The organism is Streptomyces davaonensis JCM 4913 (genome assembly GCF_000349325.1).
Lineage (GTDB): Bacteria > Actinomycetota > Actinomycetes > Streptomycetales > Streptomycetaceae > Streptomyces > Streptomyces davaonensis.
In genome coordinates this window covers 63330-86088 of record NC_020504.1, presented here as the reverse complement: position 1 = coordinate 86088, position 22759 = coordinate 63330, and the positions used below count along the sequence as shown (strand labels likewise).

Sequence of the window (22759 nt, the reverse complement as noted above, 5' to 3'; positions counted from 1 at the left end):
CGTTGCCGCACAGTGGTACTGGCTCGCCGTTGAGCTCCAAGCGGAACTGGCCGAGGAGTTGCAGGTTGGTGTGTTGTGGAGGTGAGGGAGAGGGATTCATTGCTGTCCCTGCGCGCTGTTCGCGAGGCCGAGGCCTCTGTTTCACCGCCGCACTCATCATAGGTCGGCTTCCCGCGGCAGGCCTGTTGTCGGTCCCCGGCCAACCACTCGTTCGACTTCGATGGCAGCGACCCCTGGCGGACGGTCCCGGCCCAACCGGACACGAGCAGCGCCCCTCCTCCCCTCCGGATGCGGGGCGTTGTCACGCCGCGGACAATGAAAGAGCAAGGGGGGTCGACGTCAGGAGCACCCGACATGGGCCGGGAGCGCGACGAACGGCACAGGTCGCCTCGGCGCGGGCCCTACGCCGAGGCGAAGCACAGGCAGCGTCGTAGCCGGAGTCCACGTCGATTTGCCGTTGATAGCCCCGCTCCCGGGGGCGTGATCAGCGGTTTCCTTGGGGCACCCTTGTGGGTGGAAAGGCAATACCGGAAAAGCGATGTCGGCGACGCTTGAAATGTGGTTCTGGATCACTTTCCGTGCCGGAGCCACGGAGGGTCACCACGACCGCGATCATGAACGACCGTGGGTGATGTGTTCCTCCAGGACCTGTGGTTCCACCAGGCCGATGGAGTTGTGATCGAAAAGGCGGTAGTCGATGGCGAGTTGGTACTCGTGCGGGCCCGTGCATCGGCGGAGCAAGCCGCGTGTCATGCCTGCGGGACGACGTCAGGCCGGGTGCACAGCCGATACGTACGCCGTCTCGCCGACACCGCGGTCGCCGGGCGTCCTGTGGTGATCGAGTTACAGGTCCGGCGGTTCCGCTGCCGTGACCGCGCCTGCAGGCAGGCCACGTTCGCAGAGCAGGTTGATGGCCTGACCTTCCGGCATGGGAGGCGAAGCGCCGGGTTGCAGACGGTGCTGCAGCGGGTGGCCGTGATGTTGGCGGGCCGGGCCGGCGCCCGCCTGGCAGACACACTCGCGGTCCGGGCGAGCCGGTCGACACTGCTGCGGCTGATACGCCGCCTGCCGGAGCCCGAAGTACACACGCCGCGGGTGCTGGGGGTGGATGAGTTCGCCCTGCGCAAAGGACACAACTACGGCACGATCCTGGTGGACATCGACACGCGTCGTCCGGTTGATCTGCTGCCCGACCGCACCACGGCCACGGTGTCCGCCTGGCTCGCCGACCACCCCGGAGTCGAGGTGATCTGCCGTGACCGCTCGACCGCATACGCCGAGGCCGGACGGCTCGGCGCCCCGGACGCGGTCCACGTCGCGGACCGGTGGCAGTGCGCCATGAGGCGCCTTGTTGTATCCCCGGCTCAGCCGGGAGGAATTCGGAGGGAGGTTCCTGGGTCTGATGGCTTACCCAACCCGGAAACGGTGAAGGGGAACACAGCATGCCAGAAAAGCGACGGCCGGGCTCAGGTGTCAGAGACGGCGCGTCGCGGGACCCGCGTGATATGGCGAAAGCTGGATTGCCTGAACTCCAATACCCAGAAGATTGAAGGTCGAATCCATCGGCAAGACATCTGACGCCGGTGCCGGGCCCTGCTCCAGGCGAGTGCCACACCTGGGGCAACCTCCGGGGCTCGGAGCGATGCCCAATGAGGGCATTCAAGGGGATGAGTGGAGCGCCTACGTCACGCTAGAACGTACGACAAGGACGAACATGGGATCGCCTACGGGAAGAGGTCTTCCTATGGCGACGGAGGCCCCGTAGTAGTCGCCGGAGTCACGACCGGCCAAGGAGGACGGGAAAGCCGTCTGCACCGGGCGAAGGGGGCCAGGTGATCGGACACTCAAGAATCGAGAGGTATGCGAAATGCAGTGCGCCGAAACGGTGCTGGGTGTCCTCCGTGAACGCGGCAGGCGTGGCCTGCCGTGCAACGAACTGTATCGACAGCTTTTCAATCCGCAGTTGTATCTGCTGGCCTACGGGCGTTTGTACTCCAACAAGGGTGCAATGACGCCCGGGGTCACCGGGGAGACCGTGGACGGCATGTCGCTGGGCAAGATCGAGCACGTCATCGACGCGCTACGCCACGAGCGGTACCGGTGGAGCCCAGCTCGAAGGGTCTACATCCCGAAGGGACGGGGCAGCGCAAAGCTGCGACCGCTCGGCCTGCCGCCCTGGAGCGACAAGCTCGTCGGCGAGGTGGTTCGTCTGTTACTTGAGGCGTATTACGAGCCGACGTTCTCGAAGTTCTCCCACGGTTTCCGTCCTCGCCGGGGCTGCCACACGGCTCTGCGCGAAGTGGCCAACACCTGGACGGGGACGGTTTGGTTTGTTGGGGGCGACATCTCACAGTGTTTCGACCGGCTTGACCACGATGTCATGCTCCGAATCCTGGGCGAGAAGATCCACGACAACCGATTCCTGCGGCTGATGCGAAACATGCTCAAGGCCGGATACATGGAGGACTGGATCTGGAATGCCACGCACAGCGGAAGTCCGCAAGGCGGGGTTGTTTCACCGATCTTGTCTAACATCTACCTGCACAAGATGGATGAGTTCGTCGAGAACGTTCTGATTCCCAAGTACACCCGAGGAAAAGTCAGAAAGCAGAGTCGCGAGTTCGGCAGAGCCTGGTACGCGATTCAATGCGCCCGCAAGCGAGGCGAGGTCATGTCCCGCGGGGTGGTGTAGTCACGGCAGCTGTTTCGGTTCCGGTTGTGGGGTGATCTGTGAATCGGCTTCGGTTGGCTTGGTGGTGAAGAGCTCGGCCATGGAGGCTTCCGACAGGTAGCGGCGGTCGAAGACTTGCCACTCGTCGTGGAGTTCGGCCAGGACTGCGGCGGCGAGCCGGTCGAGGGCGGCGGGGTTGGGGAAGACCTGGACGACGTCGGCTCGTCGTTTGATCTCCCGGTTCAGCCGCTCCAGCGGGTTGGTGGACCAGATCTTCTTCCAGTGCGTCGGCGGGAAGTCCGCGAACGCCGTGATATCGGTTGCGGCGTCCAGCAGCATCTTCTTGACCTGCGGGAACTGTCGTCCGAGCATGTCGGCGACCACGTTCAGATGGGTGCGGACCTGCTCGCCGGTGGTCTGCGCGAAGATGGTGCGGATGGTGGCCGCCACCATCTCTCCCGAGCCCCTCTCGATCACCGAAAACACGTCTCGCACGAAGTGAACGCGGCACCTTTGCCAGGCCGCGCCGAGGAAAACGGTGCGGATCGCTGCCACCAGTCCACTGTGGCTGTCGGAGATGACCAGCTGGACGTTCTCCAGGCCGCGGGCCCGCAGTGAGCGCAGGAACTTGGTCCAGAACGGCTTCGACTCGCTGTCGCCGACCATCAGGCCGAGGATCTCGCGGTGCCCGGTGGCGGAAATGCCGGTGGCGATGACCACGGCCTGCGAGGCGATCCGGTGGTTCACCCGCGCCTTGCAGTAGGTGGCGTCCAGGAAGACGTAGGGGAAGACGGTGTGGTCCAGCGGCCGTTCCTTGAACGCCGTCAGTTCCTCGTCCAGTTCGCCGCAGATCCTAGAGACCTCGGACTTGGAGATCCCACTGTCCGCACCGAGTGCTTTGACCAGGTCGTCGACCGACCGGGTCGAGACGCCGTGCACGTATGCCTCCATCACCACGGCGAACAACGCCCGGTCGATCCGCCGCCGACGCTCCAGCAGCGAGGGGAAGAACGAGCCGGTCCGCACTTTCGGGATCTTCAGGGCCAGGTCGCCGGCCTGCGTGGTCAGCATGCGTTCGCGGTGCCCGTTGCGCCAGGCCGTGCGCTTGTCGGAGTGCTCGTGCGGGGCGGCGCCGATGACGTCGGTGGCCTCGGCCTCGATGAGCTCCTGAAGGATGCGCTCGCACACCACCCTGATTGCTTCAACTCCGTCGGCCCGACGTAGTGACTCCAGCAGCCGCATCAGCTCAGACTGGGACAAGGCCATCGCGTGCTCCTCCGGTTGAACTGCCCGTTCACCAAGGAGACTTGCGCGATGGCCTGCCCTTGCGCAGGGAGCACTCACGCCCAGCGGATGTACGCCCCGGGCAGACACCCGCGCGTTCCGGAACGCGGCCCGGCTACACCACCTCATGGGACGCGATCCGAGGCGACCACGCCGAGGTGCGAAGGCTTCGCAAGCAACTGCACAGCATTCCAAGCATGGATACTCGTGATCCTGGATATCGGAGGCTGAGGTATGTGCGCTACGCCGATGACACCCTCCTCGGGTTTGCTGGACCAAAAGAAGAGGCCGAAGAGATCAAGCAGAGGCTGGCTCAATTCCTGCATGACGAACTCAAGCTGGAAATTTCGCCGGAGAAGACGCTGATCACGCACGCCCGCACCCAGGCGGCGAGGTTCCTCGGCTTCGACATCACCGTGCACCACAACGACCGCAAGATCTCCGGCAGACGCCGCTCTGTCAATGGGACCATCGGTCTGCGTGTCCCCCGTTCGGTGGTAGTCGCCAAGCAGTCGCAGTACATGAAGCGCGGCAAACCCGCGAAACGGCCCGAACTGCTGAACCAAGATGATCACGTCATCATGAGCACCTACGGGTCCGAGTACCGCGGCATCGTTCAGTACTACCTGCTGGCCGGCGACGTCTTTCGACTCGCCCGTCTGCACTGGGCCATGTCGGCCTCGATGCTGATGACGCTGGCCAACAAGCACCGCTCGTCGTTCTCGAAGATGGCCCGCAAGTACAAGGCCACCGTCGAAACCCCGCACGGGCTACGCAAGTGCTTTGAGGCCCGCGTCGAACAACCCGGCAGGAAGACGCTGATCGGACGGTTCGGCGGAATCCCGCTGCGACAGAACAAGAACACGGTCGTCACCGACCGCCAGTTGGCCCCGGTCAACATCAAGCGCAAGAAACTGGTCACCCGGCTCCTCGCCGGACGACGCGAGGCATGCGGGCGCGTCGATGAGGTGGAAGTCCACCACGTCGCCAAACTCGCTGACCTCGGCCGCCCGGGAAACCGGCCACCGTGGGCAGATCTCATGGCCGCGCGGCACCGCAAAACCCTTGTGGTCTGCGGAAGTTGCCACGCGGACATCCACGGAAGATCCGTCGCAGCACTCGCGGAGCAGTCACTGGAGAGCGACGTGCGGTGACAAGTCGCATGCGTCGTTCGGGCTGGGGGTCGTGGGAAAAGGGCTTGCTCAGCAGGCACCTCGCCGACGGCCCACCAGTACCATCTGGAAAAACCTCGCCGAGGCCGTCGAGAAGACGGTCGTCCAGCACCGCGCCCTGCTGCGCGAGCAAGGGGAGACCAGCCCAGTCCGCACCAACACCCCCGTGAACACGACGGAGCTCGCGCCGCGTCCCTCAGGCGAACCGCGACACTCCGGCCGCCTGTCGGACCGGGTGCGCGAACAGCACGCAGCCGTCCACGCCCTGCTCGACGACGGGCTCGGCATGCGGCCGATCGCCCGGCGGCTCGGCCTCGCCCGCAACACCGTGCGCCGCCTGGCCCGCGCGGCCACCGCGGACGAACTGCTGGTGGGACAGTGGACCGGCCGCAGCAGCATCCTCGATCCCTACAAGCCCTATCTGCATCAGCGGTGGGCCGAGGGCTGCACCGTCGCCCGCCGCCTGTTCGAGGAACTGCGTGAACGCGGCTACCCCGGCGGCGAGAGCGTCGTGAAAAGGTACGTGCAGCAACTCCGTGAAGCGTTCTCGCACCACGATCCGCCTCGCAAAGCCCCTTCCGTGCGAGACGTGACCAGCTGGATCACCCGCCGCCCCGACCGCCTCGACGACGACCAGGCCCAGCGACTCAAGACGATCCTCGCCCGCTGCCCCGAACTTGACCGCACCGCCGAACACGTGCGTTCCTTCGCTGAGTTGATGAACAACCGCCAAGGACAGCAGCTGGCCCAATGGATCGAGCGCGTCCAGGCCGATGACCTGCCCGCCCTGCACGTTTTCGTCACCGGCCTCGGCCAGGACCTCGCCGCCGTGGTCGCCGGGCTCAGCCTGCCCTACAGCTCTGGCGCCGTCGAAGGCCACAACAACAAGATCAAGATGATCAAGCGGCAGATGTTCGGACGCGCCAACTTCGACCTGCTCCGCAAGCGAGTCCTCCTCGCGGCGTGAGGTCGTTCATGATCGCGGTCGTGGTGACCCTCCGTGGCTCCGGCACGGAAAGTGATCCAGAACCAGCGTTCGGCCGTCGTCGAGAAATGGGGCCGACACATCCCCGCGGGTGCGGGGAGCACAGGTCGGCGATCCAGTGCTCGGCCTCGGGGTGGGGACCATCCCCGCGGGCGCGGGGAGCACTTGAGGTACTCGAGCCCGGGCTTGAGCGCCCCGGGACCATCCCTGCGCGGGGAGCACGCGACCTTGTTCCAGACGCCGACGATGCCCTTGGGGCCATCCCCGCGGGTGCGGGGAGCACAGCATCGAGGAACCGGGCAAGATCATGGTGCAGGGACCATCCCCGCGGGTACAGGGAGCAGGAGCAGTCCCGCCGTGAATCCCGTGCCCTCGTGGAGGAGGGACCATCCCCGCGGGTGCGGGAAGCAGTAGCCCTTGCGCTTGTTGCCCCACGCTGCCGGGGGACCATCCCCGCGGGTGTGGGGAACAGGCGGTGGAAGTCCGTGCCCGCGTCCTCCCACTTGGGACCATCCCCGCGGGTGCGGGGAGCAGACGGCGGCGGTCTTGCCCCTGCGCTCCGACAGGGGACTATCCCCGCAGTGGCGCGCTTCCGGCCGCTGGGCTGGTACGGCGGGACCATCCCCGTGGGTGCGGGGAGCAGGGATGCACATAGGTCTCCCCCGGGGTCGCACGGGGACCATCCCCGCACCCGCGGGGAGCACGCGACCCTGTTCCAGACGCCGACGATGCCCTTGGGGCCATCCCCGCGGGTGCGGGGAGCAGATCTTGTACTCAAGGCCGTACGTCAGGCGGCCGGGACCATTCTCGACGACGGCCGAACGCTGACCTTCTGACGGCGGATCAAAAGTGACCCACTTGGTGATCTTCGTCTGACTCTGGCCTTGGTGATCAAGGTCAGGAGGGAAGGTGATCCTCGTGGAGGACTGGGCAGAAATCCGCCGGCTGCACCGGGCCGAGCAGATGCCGATCAGGGCGATCGCACGGCATCTGGGCATCTCGAAGAACACCGTCAAGCGGGCCCTGGCCAGCGACCGGCCGCCGCAGTACCAGCGGCCGGCCAAGGGATCGGCCGTCGACGCGGTCGAGACGCAGATCCGGGAACTGCTGCGGGAGACCCCGACGATGCCCGCCACGGTGATCGCCGAGCGGATCGGCTGGGAGAGAGGCATGACCATCCTCAAAGACCGGATCCGCGAACTGCGGCCGGCCTATGTCCCGGTCGATCCGGTCTCGCGCACGGTCTATCGGCCCGGCGAGCTGGCCCAGTGCGACCTGTGGTTCCCCGACGCGGACATCCCCCTCGGTTACGGGCAGAGCGGACGCCCGCCGGTCCTGGTGATGGTGTCCGGCTACTCCCGCGTGATCACCGCTCGGATGCTGCCATCGCGCCGGACCGGCGACCTGATCGACGGGCACTGGCGGCTGCTGACCGAGTGGGGTGCCGTCCCCAGGACGCTGGTCTGGGACAACGAGGCGGGCGTCGGCCGCGGACGCCCGACATCCGAGTTCGCCGCGTTCGCGGGCCTGCTCGCCACGAAGATCTACTTGTGCCGACCCAGGGATCCTGAGGCGAAGGGGCTGGTGGAACGGGCGAACGGCTATCTGGAGACGTCGTTCCTGCCCGGGCGCCACTTCAGCGGACCGGACGACTTCAACACCCAGCTGCAGACCTGGCTGAAGGTCGCCAACCGGCGTGTCCACCGCACTCTCGGGGCCCGTCCGGCCGACCGCTGGGAAGCGGACCGGGCCCAGATGCTCACCCTGCCCGCGGTCGACCCGCCCACCTGGTGGCGGTTCTCGGCCCGGCTGGGCCGGGACCACTATGTCCGCGTCGACACCTGTGACTACTCCGTCGACCCCGCCGCGATCGGACACCAGGTCACCGTGCTGACCGACAACGAGCAGGTCATCGTGCTGACCTCCGGCGGTGAGATCGTCGCCCAGCATGCCCGCTGCTGGGCCCGCCATCAGACGCTCACCGATCCCGAGCACGCCGAGGCGGGACAAGCGATGCGGCAGGAAGCACGTCGCCGGCCCACCGGTCAGATCCACGCCGCCGGCGCCGCCTCCAGTCCGCTCGTCGAGGTCGAACAGCGCGAGCTGGGCTCTTACGACCGGCTGTTCACCGTCATCGACGGCGGCGAAGGCAAGGAGGCCGGCTGATGGCCCGCACCTCCACCACCGTCGACGCCGACGCACCCGCCGCCGGCACGGCCACGGGTCGCAGGACCGGTCAGCAGACCGCCTCCGACCTGGCCTTCCTGGCCCGGGCGATGAAGGCCCCGGCCCTTCTTGCCGCCGCCGACCGGCTCGCCGAACGGGCCCGCAAGGAGTCCTGGACCCACGCCGAATACCTGGTCGCCTGCCTCCAGCGCGAGGTCTCCGCCCGCGAATCGCACGGCGGCGAGGCACGAGTACGGGCCGCCCGTTTCCCCGCGATCAAGACGATCGAGGAACTCGACGTCACCCATCTGCGCGGCATGACGCGCCAACAGCTCGCGCATCTGGGCACGTTGGACTTCATCGCGGGCAAGGAGAACGTCGTTTTCCTGGGCCCGCCCGGCACCGGCAAGACACACCTGGCGATCGGCCTGGCGGTGCGGGCCTGCCAGGCCGGACACCGCGTCGCCTTCGCCACCGCCGCCGAATGGGTCGACAAACTCGCCGCCGCCCACGAGACCGGCCGCCTGTCGGCCGAGCTCACCCGGCTCGGCCGCTATCCGCTGATCGTGGTGGACGAGGTCGGCTACATCCCCTTCGAAGCGGAGGCCGCGAACCTGTTCTTCCAGCTCATCTCGAACAGATACGAACGCGCGTCCGTGATCGTCACCAGCAACAAGCCCTTCGGACGATGGGGAGAGGTCTTCGGAGACGAGACCGTGGCCGCCGCCATGATCGACCGCCTGGTCCACCACGCCGAGGTCCACTCCCTCAAGGGCGACTCCTACCGCATGCGAGGACGCGAACTCGGACGCGTCCCCACCGACACACCCGACAGCGACTGAACCACCCACCGACACCAACCGGGTCAGAATTCAACCGCCCAAAGTGGGTCCGAGTTCAGCCGACGCCGACAACCATCCCCGCGGGAGTGTAAATCTAACGGCGGATCCGACGATCATGGGAGAGACGTCAAGTGACTGACACCGCCGTGGAGTTGGAGACCGTGAAGCCTGTCGAGAGTGCCCAGTCCGGGCCGCCTGCGCCCGTGTCTGACGAGCAACTGGTCGCGATGCTGGTGGAGCGGGCTCGGTCGGAGGGGCTGCAGCTGACCGGGCAAGGTGGGCTGCTGCAGCAGCTGACCAAGCGGGTCCTGGAGTCTGCACTGGAAGGTGAGATAGCCGATCACCTCGGCTATGAGAAGCACGATGCTGCCGGCCGGGGCAGCGGCAACTCCCGTAACGGGGGCCGGGCCAAGACCGTGCTGACCGACGTCGGGCCGGTCGAGGTCAAGGTGCCGCGTGACACCTCGGGCACGTTCGAGCCGCAGATCGTCAAGAAGCGGCAGCGGCGGCTGACCGGGGTCGACGAGATGGTGCTGTCGTTGTCCGCGAAGGGGCTCACGCACGGCGAGATCGCCGCTCACCTGGCCGAGGTCTACGGCGCCGAGGTGTCCAAGCAGACCATCTCCACCATCACCGACAACGTGATGGAGGGCATGGCCGAGTGGCAGAACCGGCCGCTCGACCGCGTCTATCCGGTCCTGTTCGTGGACGCCATCAACGTCAAGATCAGGGACGGGCAGGTCGCGAACCGTCCGGTCTATGTCGTGATGGCGGTGACGGTGGACGGCACCCGGGGCATCCTCGGCATCTGGGCCGACGAGGGCGGCGAGGGCGCGAAGTACTGGCTGCATGTCTTCACCGAGCTGAAGAACCGCGGCCTGGACGACGTACTCATGCTTGTCTGCGACGGGCTCAAGGGCCTTTCCGAGGCCGTGGAGACCGTCTGGCCCCGCACGATCGTCCAGACATGCGTGGTTCACCTGCTGCGGAACTCGTTCTGATACGCCGCCCGCCAGGACTGGGACAAGGTCGCCAAGGCACTCAAGCCCGTCTACACCGCACCCAGCGAGGACGCGGCGACGGAACGGTTCCTGGAGTTCCAGGAGGCGTGGGGAGGCAAGTATCCGGCGATCGTGAAGCTGTGGTCGGACGCCTGGGCCGAGTTCGTGCCGTTCCTCTCCTTCGACGTCGAGATCCGCAAGGTCATCTGCAGCACGAACGCGATCGAGAGCGTCAACGCCCGCATCCGCAGGGCCGTCCGTGCCCGCGGGCACTTCCCCAACGAGGCCGCCGCCCTCAAGTGCATCTACATGGCGCTGATGAGCCTGGACCCGACCGGGAAGGGCCGCAAGCGGTGGACCATGCGCTGGAAAGCACCACTGAACGCGTTCCAGATCGCCTTCGAAGGTCGCCTGAGCCCGAGCAACAACTGACCATCAACAACCAAGATCAGCCGTTAAATTGACACACCCATCCCCGCGGGTGCTGGGAAGCAGCGCAGGGACTGAAGGGTGTAGCTCGCGGCCCGGGGGCCATCCCCTCGGGTGCGGGGAGCACTACGCGGCGTACAGCTTGTCCCGGGCGATCCGGGGACCATCCCCGCAGGTGCGGGCAGCACGCGGCCGCCCGTGGCGTGCTGCTCTACGCAGGCGGGCCATTTCCGCGTGTGCGGGGAGCACCAGGCGTAGGTGAAGTCGCCGGTCTTTGTGACGGGACCATCCCTGCGGGTGCAGGGAGCGCGGCGTCGACGTGGCCGCCGACGGTGGTGACGAGGGACCATCCCCGGCTGGTGCGGGGAGCACGCCGTCCAGATGGCATACGACAAGCGCTTCGAGGGGTCATCCTCGCGTGTGCGGGGAGGTTTCGAACCAGATCCGTGGGTCGTCCATCGCGGGGGGATCATCCCCGGGTGGGGGAGCAGGTATCGGCCGGCCTCTGGGGGCAGTTGTCGCTGGGGTGATCCCTGCTCGGGTGCAGGGGGCGTGTGTTGGTGCTTGCTGATCTGATCTTTCCAGGTGTTGCGGGTGCGCGCTGGCGGTTTAGCCGTTTGCTGGATGCCTGGCGCTGGAGGGGGCGGTCGGTGCCCGAGCGGCCGGATGCAGCCCGCCGGAACTGGATGGCGCTCTAGTCTCGTTGTTTGTTCTGAACGGCATGCTGGCGGGGGATGCGGGTAGGTGGCGCGCATAGTTGGGGTACACGGGATTCGGCAGTCCTCGACGTCGAAAAGGCAGCTGACGGACGACTGGTTGGGGGCGCTCAATGGTGGTCTTGGCGGGCTCGGTATGCCGGTCCTGCCTGGTGACGCATTGGAACTGCCGCACTGGACTGGGCTGTTGGAGCGCGGAACGGACCACCTCGGTCCGCAGGGGGATCGCTTCGATGCCGCAGTGCCATTGGACGAGGGGGAAGTCGACTTCGTCGTCGCGGCGCTGGAGGATGTCGTCCGTGAGGAGGACCTGGACCGTATCGGGCAGGTGGAGTTGCAGACGCTGGGTGTGCCGCAGCTGTGGCCTCCGCGTCTGACGCGTCTGGTGATGGCGTATGACCTGCGTTTTCCCCGGGGTGGGGGGAAGCTTTTGGTGAGTGCCCTGCGTGAGGTGCGGTTGTATCTGTACGAGCCTGAGCCTGCTGCTCGGGTTCGGTCCTTTGTTGCCGGGGCTTTCGGTGCGGGTACCTGCGTTGTGATCGGGCATTCACTGGGAAGCGTGATCGCCTACGACCTGCTTCGCCGGGGCGAGGTCGCGCCGGACCGGACGGCTGCCGTGCGGACGCTTGTGACGTGCGGATCTCCGTTGGCCATCCCCTCGGTGCGGCGTGGGCTGGGCATTGCCGACGGCGAGCCGTTGAAGCTGCCCGGCGGTATCGCGTGGGTCAATGTCTTCGATCCCGGGGACTTCATCACCGGCGGCGTGGGGCTCAGCGCTCTCTCGCCCGGAATCACCGATGCGCAGGTCGACAACGGCAACGGTGACCCGCACAGCGCGCTGCGCTATCTGCGGGCCGGTGCGGTTGCGCGGGTGATTGCGGACGGCTGCCGGTGAACGACCGAGCGGCGCCTGAGACGAAGCAGCGGACGCTGATTGAGATTGCTGTCTCGGATTACGACACCGGCGACGTTTCCAGAGACGCCGTGTTCAAGAAGGGCATCGACGCGCAGGTCGGTGCTGTGAGGGGGTGGTGGGCCAATGAGGGTCTCGGTGCGGAGCGCAGGTTCACCGTTGCTGCGCCTGGGCAACTCCGCGACGTCTACGATCTGCGCGCGTTCCTGGATGAGAGGAGGCCTGAGAGCGCTGCGCACGATGAGGCCCTTGTCGTCTATGTCACCGGTCACGGGGTCAGCCGGCCGTCGGACGAGCATTTCCTGCTTCTGCCGGGGTCCCGCATGGACCGTCTTCCGGCGACGGCGTTTGCGACCGCCGATCTGATCACGAGGGTGCTGGATTCCGATGCCGACCATGTCCTGGTCATGGTTGACTCCTGCTACTCCGGTGTTCTCCGTGAGGAGCTTCGAAGGCGCTGCCGAGCACTGAGCGAGGCACGAAGGCAGCTGAACTCTCTCGTTGTGATGTCGTCTGCCAACGAGACAGGGACCCCGCATCCGGAACAGTTCACGCGTTTTCTCGAAGCCGTGGTCGCCCACTTCACAGATCGGCAGTCGGGGTACGCGCGTTCTCACTTGAGCTTTGCAGAACTCTTCACCGCGATGGAGGGCTTGTACCAGTCGGGGGTTGCGCCCGAAGTGCAGTTCCTTTGGCCGGAACATACGCTGCCGGGGCGCCGGGACCACGCTCAACCCCATCCGTGCCTTCCCAACCCCGGCTACGAGCCCCGGCCCGACCTCGACTTGTACTGGCTCTCGCGAGCTTCCGGGCGTCCTTCCCTTGATGATTTCGGCTGGTATTTCACAGGCCGGACCCGCCAGGTGCGGCGCCTGACGGAGTTTCTTGAGAACGGAAGCGGGACTCTCGTCGTCACGGGGGAAACAGGCTCGGGCAAGTCCGCATTGCTCGCTCGGGTCGTCACGCTCAGCGCCCCGACGTTCCGGTCCGACGAGAGGTACCGCTCTGTCGTCGAGGCTGTACCGCCCGATCTCCTCGTGCCGGAGGGAGTGGTCGATGCTGCGGTGCTCGCCCGGAACACGGACGTTGATGAACTCGCCGCCGCGCTGTACACCGCGCTCACGGACGAACCGCCCGCCGCTGGCAGGGCGATCACCCCACTGGATCAGCTTCTGGACCATGTGCTGGCCGCTGTGCGCCACATGGGGCGGCCTTTGACGATCGTCATCGACGGCATCGACGAGGCAAGGAATCCCCGATCGATCGTCACCAACCTCATCCGCCGGCTGGCCGACTTGTGGACGGATACCGGACAACTGGCGGTCCGGATGCTTCTGGGCGTCCGCAGTGCGCACGCCGGCCCGGATGGTCGGCTCCGTCCGTCACCGGACCGGGCATCGGATCTGCTGGACCTGCTTATCCATTCCACGGACGCCGGGGAACCCCTGCGGACGGACACCGGCACCGCGCAGGACATCGAGGCGTACGCGAGCACGCTGCTCAGAACCCTGTTTGACAGTTCCGGCTCCTCACCACGCCCGGATCCCCGCGCACTGGGCGAGGTTGCTGCCGCGGTGGCCCAGGAGGTGGCACCCTCCTTCCTCGACGCCCGCCTCGCCGTCGAGGCGCTTCACTCACAAGGACAGCTGCCTGATCCTGATGATCCGCAGTGGCGGCGCACCCTGCGGCAGGGAACGCAGGAGCTTATGCGGCAGGACATTGCCGCAACAGGGCGCCACACAGGTGTGCCGGCCGAGCTCATCGTGCAGGTCCTGCGGACTACGGCACTCGCGCAGGGTGCCGGCCTTCCCTGGGCCGACGTGTGGCCGTGCGCGGTGGCGGCCCTGGCGGGAGACGGCGTCACCATCCCTGATTCGGTGATCCGTGACGTACGGGAGAGCCGGCTCAAGGGCTACCTGACGACCGCAGTGGAGGACGACAGGTACGTCTACCGGCCCATTCACGAGCGCATCAGTGAAGTGCTGAGGGACAGCCCGCAGGTCCTTCTCGGTGCCGAAGCGCCGCCCAGCGCACCTGAGGCGTCCGCGGCGGGCGTGAGGGAGGCTCATCGGCAACTGGCGGTCGCGTTCAGCGAGCTGCGGGAGACGGACGATGTGCCGCCGCATCCGTATCTGCGCCGCCACCTGATCCAGCATGCGGCAGCCGGAGGTGTGCTGAACGACCAGGTCATCACGGAAAAGTTCCTGCCCTACGAGACGAGCGGGAACGTGCGGGGCACGCTCGGGCTTCTTTCGGAGCATGCTGAGGGCACGAGGCGCCTCTTGGCGTGGTCCGGGATCGAGCCCTTCCTGGCCGACGCGCCGCCCCTCGCGCGTGCGGAAAGCCTGCGCTTCGCCCAGTGGGGGCCGGATGCTGCTGCTTCGAGCCCCGGCGCCGCGCCCAGCCCGGTGGTCGGGCATCTCGCGCCGGGATGGAAGGACATCGCGGTGGCGGGCAACGTCCTGGCGAGACACGACACGGACGTCTGCTCCCTGGTGTCCTTCACCCTGCGGGACGGGACACCGCTGATCGCCATCGGCGGCGCCGACGGCACTGTACGCGTGTGGGATCCGTCCACTGTGACTCCGGTAGGCCCGCCGATCCCGGGGCAGGGCCCCTTTGCGCGGACGCTGGCCGTGATGCCCCGTCCGCAGGGAGATCCTCTGCTGGCCGTGGGCTGTGACGGCGGCGTGTGGACGTGTGATCCGTTGAGCGGCCGGCACACACCACTGCCCGTGACCGCGTCCGTGCACGACATGGTGTCCTTCCGCGGCCGGGAGGGCCGGGTTCGGCTGGCCATCGGTACGTCCGACGGCCTTGCCCTGCACGATCTGAACACCGGGACCGTTCTTGCCCACGAAGGGGCGGGCGCAGACGCCCTGGCAGGTCGGGTGCACGCGCTTGCCGCCCTGGCCCTGCCCGGCGGCCGCACACTCCTGGCCGTCTCCAGGGCGGACACCGTCGAGATTCTTGACGGCGCATCCCTCGACCTGGTGTGTACCGTGCCGGCCCGGCAAGAGGGGATCTCCGCGCTTGCCCTGCTCACCACGCGGAACGGAAACGCCATGCTGGCCCTGGCAACGCGGGCCTCGAAGACGGTCAGATTCTGGGACGCCCTGACAGGTACTGAAGACCGGCACTGCACGATCAGGCAGTCCGCGGCCGTGCTTGCCCCCTACCCTCAGCCCGGCGCGGGCACCCTGCTTGCGCTGGGCGCCGACGACGGCGCCGTACAGCTGTGGGATCCCGAAGCCAGCGAGGAGGTCTGCCGGTTTCCCGCCGACCACACAAGTGCCGTAACAGGGCTCGCCGTTGTGCGTGGCCCTGACGGGGTCTGCGTGCTGGTCTCCGGCTCGCTCGACGGCACCGTCCGTGTCTGGAACCCCCAAGCGCGGACCCGCCGCACCGTGTCGTCCTCCCGGCCTGCCGATGGAACCCTGCTCGCGGTGCTGGAAGGGGGCTCCAACCCCGCCGAACTCGTCTCGGTCGGCCCCGACCAAAACCTTGTCATGAGGTCGGCCGACACCGGCGAGGTCAGAGCATCGATCGCCTTTCCCCAGGCAGGAGTTGACGGTTCGGTGACAGCCCTCGCCGCGCACACGGCGGCGGACGGTTCCGCGATGGTCTTTGTGGGGCTGCCCGACAAGACGGTGGGCTGCTGGAACGGCGACTGGAAGCTGATGAACGCCTGGACCTCGCAAGAGGACCACGCGACCGCGTTCGCCGCCTTCACCGACGGCGCGCGAACCGTCCTTGCTGTAGGCACCAGCCGGGGATCGGTCGCGTACTGCGACCCGGCGACCGGCGAGGTGCTGGGCTGGCTTAACAACAGCGCGGACACCGGTCGGCCCGTCCGCGCGCTGGCGTACCTGCCCCTGCCATCGGGCGGGGTTCTCGCTGTCGCCTCCGACCAGGGCGTGCGACTGTGCCGCCCGTTTCACCAACCGCATGAACAATGGCCAGGACATACCGGCCCCGTGAAAACTCTGGCCGTCTGCCCGGGAGATGACGCGGGCGAGTGGCTTCTGGTGGCCGGGGGAGTCGACGGCCGCGTACGCCTGTGGGCACCGGCTGTTTCGGGTCAGCAGCCGTACACGCTGCTGACCCGGCACGACGGACCCGTATCCGCTCTGGGCATCGTGCGGTTACCCGGTTGCGGACCCCTGATCGTCAGCACCGGCCTCAAGGACACGACCATGCGGTTGTGCAACCCGGGCACCGGAGAAGAGGTGCTGCGACTGGTCACCGCCACGTCCCTGACCTCCCTCGGCATCCCGCCGCTCCACAGCATCCCGGCGATCCGGCAGCCCTTGATCGCCTTCGGCGGTCCGGCCGGGATCGCCGCAGTGACGCTGCGGCTGCCCCAGGTCGAGGAATAGCCCTCAGGACGGGGTGGACGCGCTCGTCACCTGCTGCCAGCCGGACTACGATCAGCACGCCGCCATCGGCGGGTTGATCTGCTCCGCACCGCGGAGATGGCCCTTGTGGCGACTGGAGAGGCATCAGCCCCGCAGCGCGGGGATTGCGGCGCTCACCCGGCCACCCGCAGCCGGGAGACCGCTTCCCGGGCGTGCACCCGCGCGCGGTCGGACATCATTTGCAGGGTGTCGTGAGGGGAGGCGAAGCCGCGCAGCGTGTTCCCGCGGGCTAGGCGGCAGCTCTGGGCCACCAGGCGGCCGAAGGCCGTCAGACGCAGGGGATCCGCCGGCCGAATCAGGTGAGGAAGACTGCGTGCGTCGATGCCCACGTGGTGGGCGACGGCGTTCACCAGCGCGGCCCGGACCGCATCCCAGGCGGGGTCGCCGGTGGCCCGATATGCCTTAGCGACGGTGTCAGCGTGCAGCACGTCGGCGCCGTGCCGGTTGAGAGCGTACGCGGCCACGTAGAGGCCTTGATGATCCTGGTCGCGGCAGCGCTCGCCATCGACGTACCCCGCGCAGTCGCAACCGGTCAGCCGTGGCAGTACTGCCGCCGTGATGTGCTCCGGATCCGCGTGACGAACCCGGGCTCCGATGGGCGGCAGAGGAAGCCCTGCCCGCAGCGCCTGCTCCCGCCATGCCGTGTGCGCCTGTTCGAATGCGGGGGAGGGCTCCTGTCTTGCTCCGAACGAAACCATGCGCGCAGGGCTTGCGTGGCCGATGCGGCTCACCCCTGCCAGGAAGGCGGCCGCCAGGCGGGCGCTTTGCTCGGCTTCGGCTGCGAATCCGTCTGTGAGATCTGCCCGTTGCCGTGGGCGCAGCACCTGTTCCCACAGTTCGAGCATGACGGAACCGGCGGTGACCATCTCCGCGACGAGGGGATTCCACACCTGCGGGCCGGAGGGTGCGATCGACCCCCAACACCATTGGTACGCAATGCTGTTGAGATCTTCTGAGTCGCCCATATTGCCCTCATCCCGCGTGCTACGGTCCTGCCGCATCTCATCAGACAACTGTGGAGACTGAGAGAAAAGAGAGGTGTAGATGCCGTTGTCCGGATTACCTCCGTCTTTGGCGCAGGAACGACGTCCTTGTTGGGACCCACGACGACAAGCATGTGTCCCGGCGCTGACAACCGCCGGGCACAGTACCTCGGTCACCCTGGTCGATGCTCTGCGGCAAGCGGACGACTTACTCGGCGTCTCGGGAGCGACCGCAGGCGAGAGTGTCGCGCTGCTGGAATACCTCCTCGCCGTCTGCTACGCCTCCGGGTCCTGCCCGGCGACGGTCGACCAATGGCTCGACCAGGTGTACGGCAACAGCCCGCTGACCAGCGCCGCCGACTGGCTGGACTCCCGCCCCGACGAGCACTGGAACCTCTTCCACCCCATGGAGCCACTGGGGCAGAACGCTCTCCTAGCCCCCTACCTCGACGAGCACGGAGCAGGTCCCGCCCAACTGGTGATCGAGCACGCCGGGGACTACAACCTGCTCTTCGACCATCACCACCTCGAACACCCAGCTCCGCTACCCGCCGATGCCGCCTTCCGCGCGATGCTCACCCAGCACGTCTACGGACCCGGCGGCCGCGCTCGGATCTCCGGCAAGGACACCCTGGGGCCCACGCTTACCAACCTGGCCGCCGGACGCCTCAGCGCACGCATCCGCGTTGTCGCGCTGGGCCATACGCTCGGCGACACACTGCGGCTCAACCTGGTGCCGGGCGACGCAGCCCCCGGCCGCTTCAACCGCACCTGGACAGTGGCTCCCCAGCCCCGCCGGGGATTTCAGACCAAGCCATCGGGGCGGCGGGTGGACGGGCCGGCCGATCTGCACACCGTCCTCGGACGCTCGATCCTCATGCGGCCGACCGTAACCGAGGACGGCCAGCCTGCCGTCGACCGTGTCTTGGTGGCGGCAGGTGAGCTCCTCGAACCGCTGGCCGCTCACCACTTGCAGGACGCGGTCTACACGACAGCGACAGACGGCACGGCGAAGCCGCTGCGGCCCTCGGCCTCCCGGGCCCTGTGGCGCGAAGCGCATGCCCTGTACGCCGCCGTCGCGGACCGCAACCACGGACTTGACCTCTACGACCGCCTCGCCAGGCTCAGCGGCCGTCGCCTCAACCTCTGGACCGTCGGGCTGATCGCCAAACAGACCACGGTCCTCACCTGGGTGTCGGACACGTTCCCCTTCGTGCCGGGCCGGGAGCGCGACCTGCGCTACGCGGCCGAGCGGGGCTGCGCCATCGCCGAGTACGTGGCCGCCAGCCTGTCCAGGGCGGCCTATGTCGCCTGGACCGTGACGTACCCCAACCCGAAACCGGCCGACAAGGAGGACCAGATCGCCCGGTTCGATGCGCGGCCGGAGCACTGGGCCCACACCGCGGAGCCCTTCCACGTGCTGTTGGACGACGCGACGGCAGCCGAGAACGAGGATCAGGTCGACGCGGCACTCGTCGAGTACGCGGCCGTCCTCGCGCAAGCCGCGGGGCGCTTCCTGCGTAACCGGCTTGATTCACTGCCCGCCAACTCGCGTGGCTACCAGGCGCAGGCGCAGGCAGTCCGCCGCCTCGCAAGCGACCTCACCGGGCCCAAGGCCCCTGACGAACTGAACGGGGACCGAACGTGATCGCCGATGCGCCGGGCGCCGGAAACCAGAACACACTCGCCGACGAAACCACCCACGCGCGCCCACCGGCGCCCAGCGAACTGCTCACGCAGTGGCTGGTCAGTCTGGTCAACAGTCGCGACTACGGAAAACTCGCCGAGCTGCGACGGCCAACCATCAGCCAGAACGCCCACATCGAAGCGGGCTGGTTCGACCCGCGACGCCGTGCGGTGTTCGAGCAGGTGGCCTTCCTCTTCGCCGTCTACCACCGAGGGGCCGGCCAGCCGTCGAGAGGCTACGGAAGTCTCGGCGCCGCTGCCCGCCGGATCGGCACCAGCATCGGGCGTGGCCCCGACGACGCCGGTGCCAGCCGCCTGATGGACCGCATCGTGGCCAGCCGCCGGCCTCCCCTGCGGCACCTTCAGCACGCCATCACCCGGCTGCGCTCGTGCGACCAGCCGCCGCCCTCCTGGTCACGGCTCGCAGACGACCTCGCCCGCTGGAGCGACCGTCAGGCCCGCATCCGCTACCAGTGGGCCGTCGACTTCCATGCACCGCCGCCGAGACCCACCGCCAGGAACACCACGGCCACCACGACGACACCGAAGGACACACTGACGTGAGCACCCACGTTGCCCCGATGGGGCACCAATTTCTCTCCCTCCACCTGCTGGAGACCCTTGCCGCGGTGCTCCCCGTCCGGGACGAGAACGGCGCCCCGAAGTCCATCGTCTATGGCGGCGTGGAGCGCCACATGATCACCAGTCAGGCGCGTCGCCGCGCCGAGCGGGTGTACTCGCGCGATCGGGCGAACGCCCAGAAGGGGCCGCTGGCCGGACACACCATGGGCGTCCGTACCCGTGAGTGGGCGCTGATGACCGCTCACGCCCTGGAAACCCGGCACGGCTGGGCCAAGGAGCGGGCCCTGGCCACGTCGCGCGCGGTTTTGCAGGCCATCGGCCTCAAATTCGGCGACAGGGCGAAGCCCACCGTCGCCAACCTGACCAAGGTGCTGCTGTTCGCACCGGCGGACGCGGGCGAGCGCATCGCCGACCACATCAACACCGACCAGGCGACCATCGGCGCGTGGGCAGAGCAGTACATCGCGCTGTCCGAGGCGACAGCGGCCGCAAAAAAGCTGAAGGGGCGGCGCAAGAGCAGCTCTCAGGAGCAGGACGCGAGTTCGAACGAAGCCGACGGTGCCGCCGAGACCGCAGATGCCAAGCTTCCCGCCCTGCCGAAGGCGACCCGCAACGCAGTTCTCACCGCGCTGGCACCCCGCGACGCGATCGACATCGCGCTCTACGGACGCTTCCTCGCCGAGATCCCGGACTCGCCGAACGTCGACGGGGCGATCCAGAGCAGCCACGCCTTCACCGTCCACGAGGCCGAGCACACGGACGACTTCTACGCCGCCGCCGACGACGCCAAACTCGCCCGCAAGCACAACGCCCTCGACTTCCTCGACGCGGCCGACGATTCCGGAGCCGGCATGACCGGCTACCAGGCCCTTATCTCCGGCACCTTCTACCGCCACGCCGTCCTCGACCGTCGCAAGCTACGGCAGAACCTGCGTGCAGCGGGCATGTCCGAACCGGACGCCGAGTCCGCCGCCGTCGCTGCCGAGGCGGAGTTCGTCAGCTCCTTCGTCAACGCCTTCCCGGAAGCCAAGAAGAACTCGACGGCCTCGACGGGAGTGCTGCCCGCCCTGGTCCTCGCCTTCGACGGAGACCGTCCGTTCAACTACGCCGCCGCCTTCCAAAAGCCCATCGACGAGGTCTCCGAGGGGGGCCCGGCCGGCGAACTCGCCGTACGGCGGCTCCTCGCCCACCATGCCTTCGTCTGCCGGCGGCGCGACGACATCACGGCAGGCCGCATCCTCACCTACGACCCCGCCATCCACGCCGTCCTCCAGGAACTGGGTACCAAGGACGTGGAGTCCGTCGAGGAGCTCACGGCGTGACCGGACACACCCTGCTCATCAGGCTCGCCGCCCCGCTGCAGTCATGGGGGACGGTCTCCCGGTTCTCCCGACGCGACACCCACAACCGACCGACGAAGTCCGGGGTGATCGGCCTGTGCGCCGCAGCCCTCGGACACGACCGGGCCGAGGAACTCGACGACGATCTCGTCACCGCCCGCTTCGGCGTCCGCGCCGACCACCCCGGCACCCCAGTGCGCGACTACCACATCGTCGGGGCCGGCAGATATCCCGTCCGCCCGCGTGACATCATCACCAACCACCGCCTGGCGGCCGCGCTGGCCGCCGACATGGCCAACACCGGCGGGACAGCGTTCGGTCACCACGAGCCCGCCGACTGGTACGGAGCGCCGAAGTACGTCGTCACCGAACCGGATACAGGCGCCCTGGTCTCCAAGCAGCTCTCCCGGGGCGCGCTCGTCACCGAACGCTGGTACCTGGCCGATGCCGCGTTCGTGGCCGCGCTGCAGCACCCGGACCGGGCCTTCCTCGCAAAGATCGCCGCGGCGCTGGAGAGCCCGAAACGCCTGCTGTGGCTGGGCCGCAAGTCCTGCCCACCCTCCGGAACGCTGGCCGGACCCTTATGCAGCGGGACCATCGAAAACATCTTCAAGTCCACCGCGCTACTGCCCTCGCAGAGCGTCGGGCCGCGGCCGTCAGCCCGACCCTGGGCATGGATCGAAGCGGCACCGGGCGCCCCGGCAGCAACCCCTGTACAGGACCAGCCCGTCACCTTCGACGCGGACCGTCGCGCACACACCACGCGGTGGGAGACACGGACCCGCGTCACCATCGCCGAGAACGCCACCGAATGGGACGTCATCCCGTGACCAAGCCCCCCGCTGCCGCCCGCTTCGTTGCCACACACAGCGTTCTGACCATGGATGCCCGCCACCCGTACACAGCCAAGTCCCTCGTCGACGCCCAGGACATGCACCGCACCGTCATGAGCGGCTTCCGCGGCTGGGTCGCGGACGGTGCCCCCGATGCCCGCGCCCAGATGGGGGTGCTGTCCACCTGGTCCGTCGACCTGAAGGCCGGCGCCCTCGTCCTGGTCGTGCAGTCCAGAGTCCCGGGAGACTGGGCGGGCATGCCGCGCGGCGCGCTCACCGTCAAACCGCACGTGATCACGGTCGACCGCACCTTGCGCACCGGCGACTCGCTCACCTTCCGCGCAGTCGTCAACCCCACGCACAACCGCCCGGCCGGGCCGCCGGCTCCAAACCGCCCTCGCGGCCGGCGAACCGCTCACACCCGCCCCGACCACGTCAAGAACTGGTTCGTACGCCGCCTCCAGCCCCCCGGCGAACCACGCACAGCACCCAACGGCCTGACCCGCATCGGCGCCACAGCCGAAGAAGAGTCCCTTGCCGTCCAGATGCTCCCCACCGTCACAAGCCCCGGCCCCCACAAGGGCCTGCGCATAGTCCGCGCGGAAATCCGGGGCACGCTCACGATCACTGATCCTGCCGCCCTGGTCGACGCCATGACCCAGGGCATCGGGCATGCACGGTCGTACGGCTGCGGACTGCTCCTGACCCGGTGAGCGCGCCTGCCGGGATCGTCCCCGC

The 22759-nt window shown here is 67.8% G+C and carries 13 protein-coding genes and 3 pseudogenes; 14 read left to right on the top strand and 2 right to left on the bottom strand.

All coding sequences use genetic code 11. The annotated features are described in order from the left end of the window. The first annotated feature begins 624 nt into the window (after positions 1-624). Together BN159_RS00380 and BN159_RS00375 are read left to right on the top strand one after the other, a co-directional pair. Positions 625-1578, top strand: coding sequence for an ISL3 family transposase (locus BN159_RS00380; protein ID WP_063608088.1), 954 nt, complete (start codon positions 625-627; stop codon positions 1576-1578). A 289-nt stretch (positions 1579-1867) separates the two neighbouring features. Continuing rightward, positions 1868-2668: pseudogene (locus BN159_RS00375) on the top strand (reverse transcriptase/maturase family protein); the annotation flags it as partial. A gap of 24 nt (positions 2669-2692) precedes the next feature. On the opposite strand, the gene BN159_RS00370 reads toward BN159_RS00375, so the two are convergent. After that, on the bottom strand, positions 2693-3937 hold the full coding sequence (locus BN159_RS00370; protein WP_015654866.1) for an IS256 family transposase: 1245 nt from the start codon (positions 3935-3937) through the stop codon (positions 2693-2695). Positions 3938-4116: 179 nt separating this feature from the next. Here BN159_RS00370 and BN159_RS00365 point away from each other — a divergent pair. From BN159_RS00365 to BN159_RS00335, 7 genes and pseudogenes are all read left to right on the top strand, one after another. Further along, positions 4117-5109 (top strand): annotated as a pseudogene (locus BN159_RS00365) (HNH endonuclease); the annotation flags it as partial. A 31-nt stretch (positions 5110-5140) separates the two neighbouring features. Beyond that, positions 5141-6094: a transposase gene (locus BN159_RS00360; RefSeq protein ID WP_015654864.1), complete on the top strand. Its 954-nt coding sequence runs from the start codon at positions 5141-5143 to the stop codon at positions 6092-6094. Positions 6095-7021: 927 nt separating this feature from the next. Beyond that, a complete protein-coding gene (gene istA, locus BN159_RS00355) occupies positions 7022-8278 on the top strand; it encodes an IS21 family transposase (RefSeq protein ID WP_015654862.1) in 1257 nt (418 codons plus the stop codon). Further along, positions 8278-9120, top strand: a complete 843-nt coding sequence (gene istB, locus BN159_RS00350; protein ID WP_015654861.1) for an IS21-like element helper ATPase IstB — start codon at positions 8278-8280, stop codon at positions 9118-9120. The genes istA and istB overlap by 1 nt, the downstream gene beginning before the upstream one ends. Before the next feature lie 227 nt (positions 9121-9347). Further along, positions 9348-10553, top strand: a pseudogene (locus BN159_RS00345) (IS256 family transposase). A 741-nt stretch (positions 10554-11294) separates the two neighbouring features. After that, on the top strand, positions 11295-12161 hold the full coding sequence (locus tag BN159_RS00340; RefSeq protein WP_041818650.1) for an alpha/beta hydrolase family protein: 867 nt from the start codon (positions 11295-11297) through the stop codon (positions 12159-12161). Then, positions 12158-16558 carry an AAA family ATPase gene (locus tag BN159_RS00335; protein WP_015654857.1) on the top strand — a complete coding sequence of 1467 codons (4401 nt, stop codon included), beginning with the start codon at positions 12158-12160 and terminating at the stop codon, positions 16556-16558. Before BN159_RS00340 ends, BN159_RS00335 begins: the two co-directional genes overlap by 4 nt. Before the next feature lie 152 nt (positions 16559-16710). On the opposite strand, the gene BN159_RS00330 is transcribed toward BN159_RS00335, so the two are convergent. Further along, entirely contained in the window at positions 16711-17562 is an 852-nt protein-coding gene (locus BN159_RS00330; protein WP_015654856.1) for an HD domain-containing protein, read from the bottom strand. Positions 17563-17668: 106 nt separating this feature from the next. Here BN159_RS00330 and BN159_RS00325 point away from each other — a divergent pair, with 106 nt between their 5' ends. Genes BN159_RS00325 through BN159_RS00305 form a run of 5 tightly spaced genes read left to right on the top strand, consistent with a single transcriptional unit; the run spans position 17669 to position 22734 of the window. Beyond that, positions 17669-19228 carry a type I-E CRISPR-associated protein Cse1/CasA gene (locus BN159_RS00325; RefSeq protein WP_231905540.1) on the top strand — a complete coding sequence of 520 codons (1560 nt, stop codon included), beginning with the start codon at positions 17669-17671 and terminating at the stop codon, positions 19226-19228. Next, positions 19225-19830, top strand: coding sequence for a type I-E CRISPR-associated protein Cse2/CasB (casB, locus tag BN159_RS00320; RefSeq protein WP_015654854.1), 606 nt, complete (start codon positions 19225-19227; stop codon positions 19828-19830). Before BN159_RS00325 ends, casB begins: the two co-directional genes overlap by 4 nt. Beyond that, on the top strand, positions 19827-21170 hold the full coding sequence (locus tag BN159_RS00315; RefSeq protein WP_015654853.1) for a type I-E CRISPR-associated protein Cas7/Cse4/CasC: 1344 nt from the start codon (positions 19827-19829) through the stop codon (positions 21168-21170). Before casB ends, BN159_RS00315 begins: the two co-directional genes overlap by 4 nt. Continuing rightward, complete coding sequence (gene cas5e, locus BN159_RS00310; protein WP_015654852.1) at positions 21167-22018, top strand: type I-E CRISPR-associated protein Cas5/CasD; 852 nt, start codon at positions 21167-21169, stop codon at positions 22016-22018. Before BN159_RS00315 ends, cas5e begins: the two co-directional genes overlap by 4 nt. 50 nt (positions 22019-22068) lie before the next feature. Beyond that, entirely contained in the window at positions 22069-22734 is a 666-nt protein-coding gene (locus BN159_RS00305) for a type I-E CRISPR-associated protein Cas6/Cse3/CasE (protein WP_231905539.1), read from the top strand. Positions 22735-22759 lie beyond the last annotated feature (25 nt).

Bases quoted from the DNA above. Each gene is read 5' to 3' on its own strand.
- BN159_RS00370 (WP_015654866.1), bottom strand. From the start codon at position 3,937: ATGGCCTTGTCCCAGTCTGAGCTGATGCGGCTGCTGGAGTCACTACGT.
- istB (WP_015654861.1), top strand. From the start codon at position 8,278: ATGGCCCGCACCTCCACCACCGTCGACGCCGACGCACCCGCCGCCGGC.
- BN159_RS00330 (WP_015654856.1), bottom strand. From the start codon at position 17,562: ATGGGCGACTCAGAAGATCTCAACAGCATTGCGTACCAATGGTGTTGG.
- BN159_RS00305 (WP_231905539.1), top strand. From the start codon at position 22,069: ATGGATGCCCGCCACCCGTACACAGCCAAGTCCCTCGTCGACGCCCAG.